Origin of the sequence: Pseudoalteromonas sp. TB25 (genome assembly GCF_000497995.1) — a bacterium.
Classification (GTDB): domain Bacteria; phylum Pseudomonadota; class Gammaproteobacteria; order Enterobacterales; family Alteromonadaceae; genus Pseudoalteromonas; species Pseudoalteromonas distincta.
On the sequence record NZ_AUTI01000169.1, the window covers coordinates 1 to 6,949 of the forward strand.

A 6,949-nucleotide genomic window follows, 5' to 3' on the forward strand; every position below is an offset into this window, starting at 1 on the left:
TGGCTCGTTTGCGGTATTGGTAAACTTAATTTTAGCCACGGCATTTAAAGCACGCTTTTTAGGATAAATATCAATGTTTAAATCAACATCAGTTATTATAGGCAGTGGCAAGTCTTTGTATTGTGATAACTCTTGCTCATACCTTACTTGTAGCGCTTCGTTATCATCACTTGTTACAAACTCGTTGATTACACGGGTGTTGTAATAAATGTTATAACCCGCGCCCACAAATACCAATAAACTTATAACGGCTGCAATCTGGCCTTTTAAAGACATGTTGTAACGTACTAAAGATAAACGAGTACGCAATGTTTGCGACGGGCCGCGATGCCATAAAGCAAACCCTACAATAGCTAAAAACACACTCAATGCCCCCCAATATAGGGTATACCAATGCGCGCCTTGTAAAAAATGTCCATAACCATTTATATCAGAATACGGTACGCTACTGCTTTGAGAAAAATGATACATATGATGCTCAAACCCGTAAGCACCCATTACCATTTGAGTAATGTAATACAGAATAAACAAACCCATACCTATGTATTTATTAGGGCTAATTATTTGTAAAAAGAACGCCAATATAGCCATCATAATTAAAGGCAGTAATGTAAGGTAACCCAACCTAAATAAGTACTGACCAAGCTCTAGGTTAAATTGCCCCTTAAACAGTTGCACTGCAATGGTAAACATCATGCCTACTAAATAAAGGCCACAAACTGCAGTGATTAACGCAATAATTTTAGATACCCAAAACACACTGTTATGCACCGGGAAACTGTCAACAATATCACCCATACCACTTTGGCGTTCTCGCCAAACCAGCTCTGCGCTGTAATAAGCAATAATGATAAACATAAACAAAGCGGAGGAGTTTTGAATTATGCCCACCATGTTTTGTGTGAGCGGCCAATCCGTTGTGCCATATGCGCCAATAGGTGCAAAAAGTGGTGCGAGTAACATAGTAATACTGACACCCGCTAAAATCATAAAAGGGGCACTTAATATAACTTGCTTAAGTTCAAATAAGCTGCGCATTACTAATTGCGATTTCGTATTTACCCCTTTTGACTTGTAATTTTTAGCGCTGCTAATAAGTGCTGCTTGTTTATTTTTTACAAACGTAGAGACAGCAAATTGCTTTTTCTGTTTTTTAGTGACTACGCGATTACCTAACTTTCCGAGGCCAAAAAACATCGCTAAACTTATTGCTACCCATAAAATACGGTTAATTAAAAAATCGCCCGAAAGCGTTAACACTTCAGTATTTTTATCACTTACAGTCCAGTAACGGGTTAAGTCAATTAACGACCCTGTGCCAAATGGGTCTGCGTAAACAACAATATTTCTAAACGCTAAATCATCAAAATAGATACTCGCCAATTGGTAGGTTATATAAACCACCACGGCCGTTACATATACCGCCATCATGGTTTTAAAATAGACCGCCACACTATTAAAAATAGCACTGAGGACCAATAAGCTTGGCACTGCTAAATATAAAAAAGGCGCTGCGTAATATATAAACTTATTGGGGCCTACTAGCTCGCTATCGAGCCAGCCAACCAACAAGCCAAAGTGAGATCCCAAAAATACGCCTAGTGGCACGCTTAAAAACACAATAAGTACAACTAAGTAAGAACCAAAAAAACGCCCTGATTGATAAGCAAGCGGGTTAACGGGCTTACTAAACACCAGCTCATCCATTTTGGTCTCGCTGTTGCGAATCGCTGAGCTTGCAACAAAGTTAACCACTAAAAACATAGCAAGCGTACAAAAGGTAACCGTTAAAACCATAATGGTATAAGGCGAGTTCATATGAACATTAGCCCCACCTAACGGAAACTTACTACTGGAGCTTATAAAAAACGCCATAAAAAAGAATATTAATGAGGTCACATAAAACGAAGGCTGACGCATAAAATAGCGCAGCTCAAACGCGAGCATATTAAAAAACATAGCGCCCCCTTATGCTACTTGGCTGTTACGATGATTAAGCAACGTAGAAAAATACACATCTTCTAGGTTTGCACTGCTGAGCTCAAAACCTTCAGGGGCTTCATTGGCTAATACATGTAATATGGTTTGCCCAGCAAATAAGCGTTTTGAAATAACAGGCAGCTGCGGTTCAAGCTCTAGCGCTTCTTCTTGGCTCATGGCTTTGCGCCAAATTTGGCCTTGGAGCTTATCGGTAAGCGCTATTGGGTTACCTTCTAGTAAAATCTTACCGCCAGCCAACACCGCCATATTTGGGCAAAGCTCTGCAACATCTTCAACGATATGGGTCGATAATATAACTACTTTTTGCTCGCCTAAGCTTACTAATAAGTTATGGAAACGATTACGTTCCTCTGGGTCTAGCCCCGCTGTTGGCTCATCAACTATTAGTAAATCAGGGTCACCCAGTAATGCCTGTGCAATACCAAAACGCTGGCGCATACCGCCCGAAAAGCCACTGACCGCTTTTGAGCGATGTTGATATAAATTAGTGTGCGCAAGTAATCCTTCAACCGACTCTTTACGCTCTGCTTTATTATGAATACCCTTTAAAACAGCCATATGGTCCAGTAAGTCGTAAGCACTAACACGCGGGTACACACCAAAATCTTGTGGTAAGTAACCTAAGCGTTGGCGCAGTGCCTGTGGGTCTTTAAATACATCAATGCCATCAAAAGTAATTGAACCTGAATCAGCCGACTGCAGTGTTGCAATGGTACGCATAAGCGATGATTTACCTGCGCCATTTGGCCCAAGCAATCCAAACATCCCTTTACCGATAGATAAATCAACACCTTGTAGTGCATGTACGCCGTTATCGTAGGTTTTAGATAACCCTGTTATTGATAGCATTTTTACTTCCTTGAATATGAGTAATTATTTTTATAATGTTTTATACCACAAGGAAAATAGGAACATAAGTTACTTGCTGGTTAAATTTGTAACAACAAATAAACATATTTTAAACTCATAACACTTGCCTGTACTGTATTCACTCGGTATAAAAACCACATATACTTTTTATAAGAAGCGAAAAGCCATGCAAGATCACCAAAGCCAGCCGTTAAATGACTTTATAGAATATCCACATGAAGAAATGCTAAATCGTGCTAACGAGTTTTTACAAACCAGCCAACGCCGCCATAGCATTCGCAGCTTTAGCGATCGCCCAGTACCAAAAAATATTATTGAAGCATGTATAAAAGCAGCTGGCACAGCACCAAGTGGAGCGAATCATCAGCCTTGGCATTTTGTGGCTATAAACAGTAGCGATGTAAAAAAACAAATAAGAGAAGCCGCAGAAAAATTAGAGCGTTCTTTTTACGAAGGCAGAGCAGGTGAAGAATGGTTAGATGCGCTAAAACCGTTAGGTACCGACGCCAATAAACCTTATTTAGAGCATGCACCTTGGCTTATAGCTGTATTTAGTCAAAAAAAGGGCGGCGTAAGCACCGATGATAAAAATACGAATTATTATGTGCATGAGTCTGTTGGCTTAGCTACCGGCTTTTTAATTCAAGCTTTGCACCGCAGTGGTTTGGCAACCCTTACTCATACTCCAAAGCCAATGAGTTTTTTGACCGACATATGTAATCGCGATAAAGATAACGAACGCCCATACATGCTACTTATTACAGGCTACCCAAGTGATGATGCAACAATACCTGCTCATGCACTGGATAAAAAATCACTCGATGAAATAGCTACGTTTATTTAGTATTTTCTGCTCGGCAAAACCACTCATATAGCAAAGCAATGATCGACTCAACTTTTGGGTCGGTCAACGAGTAATAAATAGTGTGCCCTTCTCTGCGAGTAGCAACCATATCTGCCTTGCGTAAACTTGCTAAATGCTGAGATAACGCTGACTGTGCTAAAGGTACATTTTTATTTAGCTCACCTACACTTTGCTCACCTTGTAATAAACTACATAAAATCATTAAGCGATTTTTGTTAGCCATTAATTTTAAAAACTGTTCGGCTTGCTCTGCGTTGACAGCTAGTTGTTCAATATTCATTTTTATTATTTCTCTTTTTTAATACCTTTTTAAGTATAGACTTTTACATTAGTAAGTTCTAATATAATTAACATTAGGTTTTACTAATATTAAGATGACCATGAAACTAGCGATGCCATTTTATTAATCGGCGGAAGTGCTGTAGCAGTATCCGCACTATTAAGTTACTTTATATAAAGTAACTTTCAGTTTTTAACGTTATTTATAAGTATTAACTCAATTCAACCTACTTATACCAAGTAGCACCTATTAATGTCTTTTTTAAGAAAAAGAGGATTTACAAACTAATGCTTACATCAATCCCTGACTTACTAAAAATTATCACACCTAACCAACGCCGTATTGACGCAGCGCAAGCAAAACTCGAGCTTGAACAAAATAAAGGTTTACTTATTGATGTGCGAGAACCTGCAGAGCACGCGACAAAATCGGCTGCCGGCGCTATAAATATTCCGCGTGGATTACTCGAGATGAAACTGATGGAAATAGAAAAAGACGCAGCTCGCCCTATTTACGTGCACTGCGCAAGTGGTGCGCGCGCAACGTTGGGAGCAGAAGCGTTAACGCGTGTGGGTTATGAAAACGTAACCGTTATTACCTGTGACGCAAACCAAATATGTAGTGTGTTTTAAACATCAACTGAATACTTATAATGATGCGCCTAGTAAAGGTAGGCGTTTAACTTTGTGATAAGTCAGTGCTAATTTAATACACTCTTTAACTGGGTACTCTGGTAATGGCTTTTCACTATTAAATACAATTGCCCGGTTACCTTCAAGGGTGAGAGTGTGGGAATACAACTCTCTAAATGTGCTTACTAGCTTTGATTGGCAATGAAAAAACAAATAACACGAGGAGCCCTTAAAGCCTACGCGAATGGGGCTGCCATTTATTGTGTTATAACTTGGCTCTCCCCACTTTAAAGACTCTTCAACAGCTCCTAAGTTTTGCTCTTGTGCTACGGTATAAATTAACTCTCGTAATTTTATAAGCTTACTTTTTACTATCTCAGGATAATTATTAAATATATTTTCTATTTCCGTATTCATAAAAATATCCTTATAAGCATTACAAGTTCAAACAAGTTACTTTTGCTGCCTTTCATCAAGTAAAACAAGTAGCATCTGCTCAATATTTTTAACGCTATAAGTAAGTGCTCTCAGTAGCTCTTTTTCACTTTGCTCTGTTGCCTGCTGCGACGTTTTACCTTGATTAGCCAATACATCTTTTTGCTCAAGTATCGCCTCTCTAAACTCACTCGCATTAACCACACCAAGCAAAGACACTAAAGCACCATTTCCTGACTGCCCTGCTGTTTCAAAGCTTAAACGATATAATCCAAAAATTCGCATGAGCGGCCCTTGGCTTAACCCTACATCTGTTATTTTTTCAAGCGGAATAGATTTTTCTTCTTTAAATAATATGCCACGTTTAACTACCAATTTTTGTGGTAATAAGCCAGCCGACATAGCTGCGAGTATTCGTCCGCCCACCAGCCATACAATAAGTAAAATGATAGGTATAAGCGGTATAGTAACAAGAGCCAACATTGCAAATAGCGAGGCAGTAACCATCCAGTATTGTTTTACTTTAGGATCAAAATTAGCACTTTTTAAGGTTAAGTTACTCATTAGCTTTCTTTTGTATGGTTGGGGATTTATAAAAGTACGCCAATCTAATATTGAATGCAATTTAGTCCAAACATTTATAATTAGCATTCAAATATACTTTCACACACTTATGTACATACAAAAAAAGCCGAGCATACAGGGCTATGCTCGGCTTAGATCTGGGAAAATATAACCGCTACTGTTTGTTGATAAGTATGCTCACATTCTCTCTATCTGGACCTATTACCTTGAAGGAGTAAGTACCTTGTTCGGTAATATTTAGTGCTATATTGGCACCTACGGCTTCAAGTAGTGTTAGTTCATCAATTGCCACTACCGGCGTATCGCCTGCTCCACCGTAATCAACGGTACTCCAATCTTCAGACGCTACTTTAAATTCGTAGTCACCTGCTTCTAACTCTATTGATGTAGAGTAAATTGCATCACCCTCGTACATCAGTGGGTTATCAGTACTCCAGTCATTTAAGCTGCCACGAATAAATACCGTTGTTTGTGCAAACATTTCAGCGTTGAGTACTTTTAGCGATACGTTATTTAAATCACTGGCGTCAAATATAAACTGGTATTCACCTTCTTCTGCAATGTCGATGGTCATATTCGCGCCCGCAACCGACAACTGCTCTGCAGTGCCAACCATAACACTGGCATCTCCCTCAGCCGATCCATAATCAACCGTGCTCCAATCTTCTGACGCTACTTTAAATTCATAGCTTGCAGCGCTCAGTGTTTTAGTAAAGGTGTAAATGCCTTTACCTTTATAACTTAGCTCATCGGTTACTCCCCAATCATTAAGCGTACCGCGCACATAGATAGCAGTGCCTACAAATGGCTCTTCGTTGTATAAAGTAAGCGTTGGATTTTCAGGGTTTGAAGCATCAAGCGAAAATACATAGGTTGCATCAATGGCAGCGCTAAATGTCATGTTTGCACCTGAGCGCGTTAATGGCCCGCTTTGGTTTTCAACTACATCTTTATCAGCGTCAGTAAGCGCACCAAAATCAACCGTAGACCAATCTTCAGAGGCAATTTTAAATTCGTAATCGCCAGCGCTCAGTGCAATTGCTATACGGTATCCACCATCGCCAATATATTCAAATGCATCGCGTGTGCCCCAGTCGTTTAAAGTCCCGCGCACAAACACAGCGGTGCTGCCATAAGGTACTACATCAGGTGCACCCACTGTCGCATTTGCACTTAAACCAGCACCTTGGCTCTCACCTTGGTTTTTAGTAAATACAGCTAATGTGTAAGGCGGTACAGTAAATGTGCCTTCGTTATCGCCAGCAGCAAAATTGGCGCTAG

At 39.7% G+C, this 6,949-nt stretch carries 7 protein-coding genes and 1 pseudogene; 2 read left to right on the forward strand and 6 right to left on the reverse strand.

Going from position 1 to position 6,949, the window contains the following annotated elements; genetic code table 11:
• Both L652_RS0103680 and L652_RS0103685 read right to left on the reverse strand, forming a co-directional pair.
• On the reverse strand, window positions 1–1,959 hold a 1,959-nt coding region (locus tag L652_RS0103680), incomplete at its 3' end, for an ABC transporter permease (protein ID WP_024594834.1).
• A gap of 9 nt (window positions 1,960–1,968) precedes the next feature.
• Window positions 1,969–2,850: an ABC transporter ATP-binding protein gene (locus L652_RS0103685; protein ID WP_002959519.1), complete on the reverse strand. Its 882-nt coding sequence runs from the start codon at window positions 2,848–2,850 to the stop codon at window positions 1,969–1,971.
• A gap of 187 nt (window positions 2,851–3,037) precedes the next feature.
• Between L652_RS0103685 and L652_RS0103690 the strand changes: the two genes are divergently transcribed.
• Window positions 3,038–3,715: a nitroreductase family protein gene (locus L652_RS0103690; protein WP_024594835.1), complete on the forward strand. Its 678-nt coding sequence runs from the start codon at window positions 3,038–3,040 to the stop codon at window positions 3,713–3,715.
• Here L652_RS0103690 and L652_RS0103695 read toward each other — a convergent pair.
• Window positions 3,708–4,016 (reverse strand): metalloregulator ArsR/SmtB family transcription factor, encoded by a 309-nt coding sequence (locus L652_RS0103695; protein WP_024594836.1) that lies wholly within the window; start codon window positions 4,014–4,016, stop codon window positions 3,708–3,710. The two genes, L652_RS0103690 and L652_RS0103695, sit on opposite strands and share 8 nt — an antisense overlap.
• 287 nt (window positions 4,017–4,303) lie before the next feature.
• Between L652_RS0103695 and L652_RS0103700 the strand changes: the two genes are divergently transcribed.
• Window positions 4,304–4,648, forward strand: coding sequence for a rhodanese-like domain-containing protein (locus L652_RS0103700; RefSeq protein WP_024591370.1), 345 nt, complete (start codon window positions 4,304–4,306; stop codon window positions 4,646–4,648).
• A 15-nt stretch (window positions 4,649–4,663) separates the two neighbouring features.
• Here the strand turns inward: L652_RS0103700 and L652_RS0103705 are convergent, their stop codons facing one another.
• From L652_RS0103705 to L652_RS0103715, 3 genes and pseudogenes are all read right to left on the reverse strand, one after another.
• Window positions 4,664–5,065 carry a DUF1801 domain-containing protein gene (locus L652_RS0103705; RefSeq protein WP_024594837.1) on the reverse strand — a complete coding sequence of 134 codons (402 nt, stop codon included), beginning with the start codon at window positions 5,063–5,065 and terminating at the stop codon, window positions 4,664–4,666.
• A 36-nt stretch (window positions 5,066–5,101) separates the two neighbouring features.
• On the reverse strand, window positions 5,102–5,647 hold the full coding sequence (locus tag L652_RS0103710; protein WP_024594838.1) for a PH domain-containing protein: 546 nt from the start codon (window positions 5,645–5,647) through the stop codon (window positions 5,102–5,104).
• A 175-nt stretch (window positions 5,648–5,822) separates the two neighbouring features.
• Window positions 5,823–6,949: pseudogene (locus tag L652_RS0103715) on the reverse strand (DUF3372 domain-containing protein); the annotation flags it as partial.

Excerpts from the sequence above, each read along its gene's own strand:
- L652_RS0103685 (WP_002959519.1), bottom strand. The coding sequence starts at position 2,850 with ATGCTATCAATAACAGGGTTATCTAAAACCTACGATAACGGCGTACAT.
- L652_RS0103690 (WP_024594835.1), top strand. The coding sequence starts at position 3,038 with ATGCAAGATCACCAAAGCCAGCCGTTAAATGACTTTATAGAATATCCA.
- L652_RS0103695 (WP_024594836.1), bottom strand. The coding sequence starts at position 4,016 with ATGAATATTGAACAACTAGCTGTCAACGCAGAGCAAGCCGAACAGTTT.
- L652_RS0103700 (WP_024591370.1), top strand. The coding sequence starts at position 4,304 with ATGCTTACATCAATCCCTGACTTACTAAAAATTATCACACCTAACCAA.
- L652_RS0103705 (WP_024594837.1), bottom strand. The coding sequence starts at position 5,065 with ATGAATACGGAAATAGAAAATATATTTAATAATTATCCTGAGATAGTA.
- L652_RS0103710 (WP_024594838.1), bottom strand. The coding sequence starts at position 5,647 with ATGAGTAACTTAACCTTAAAAAGTGCTAATTTTGATCCTAAAGTAAAA.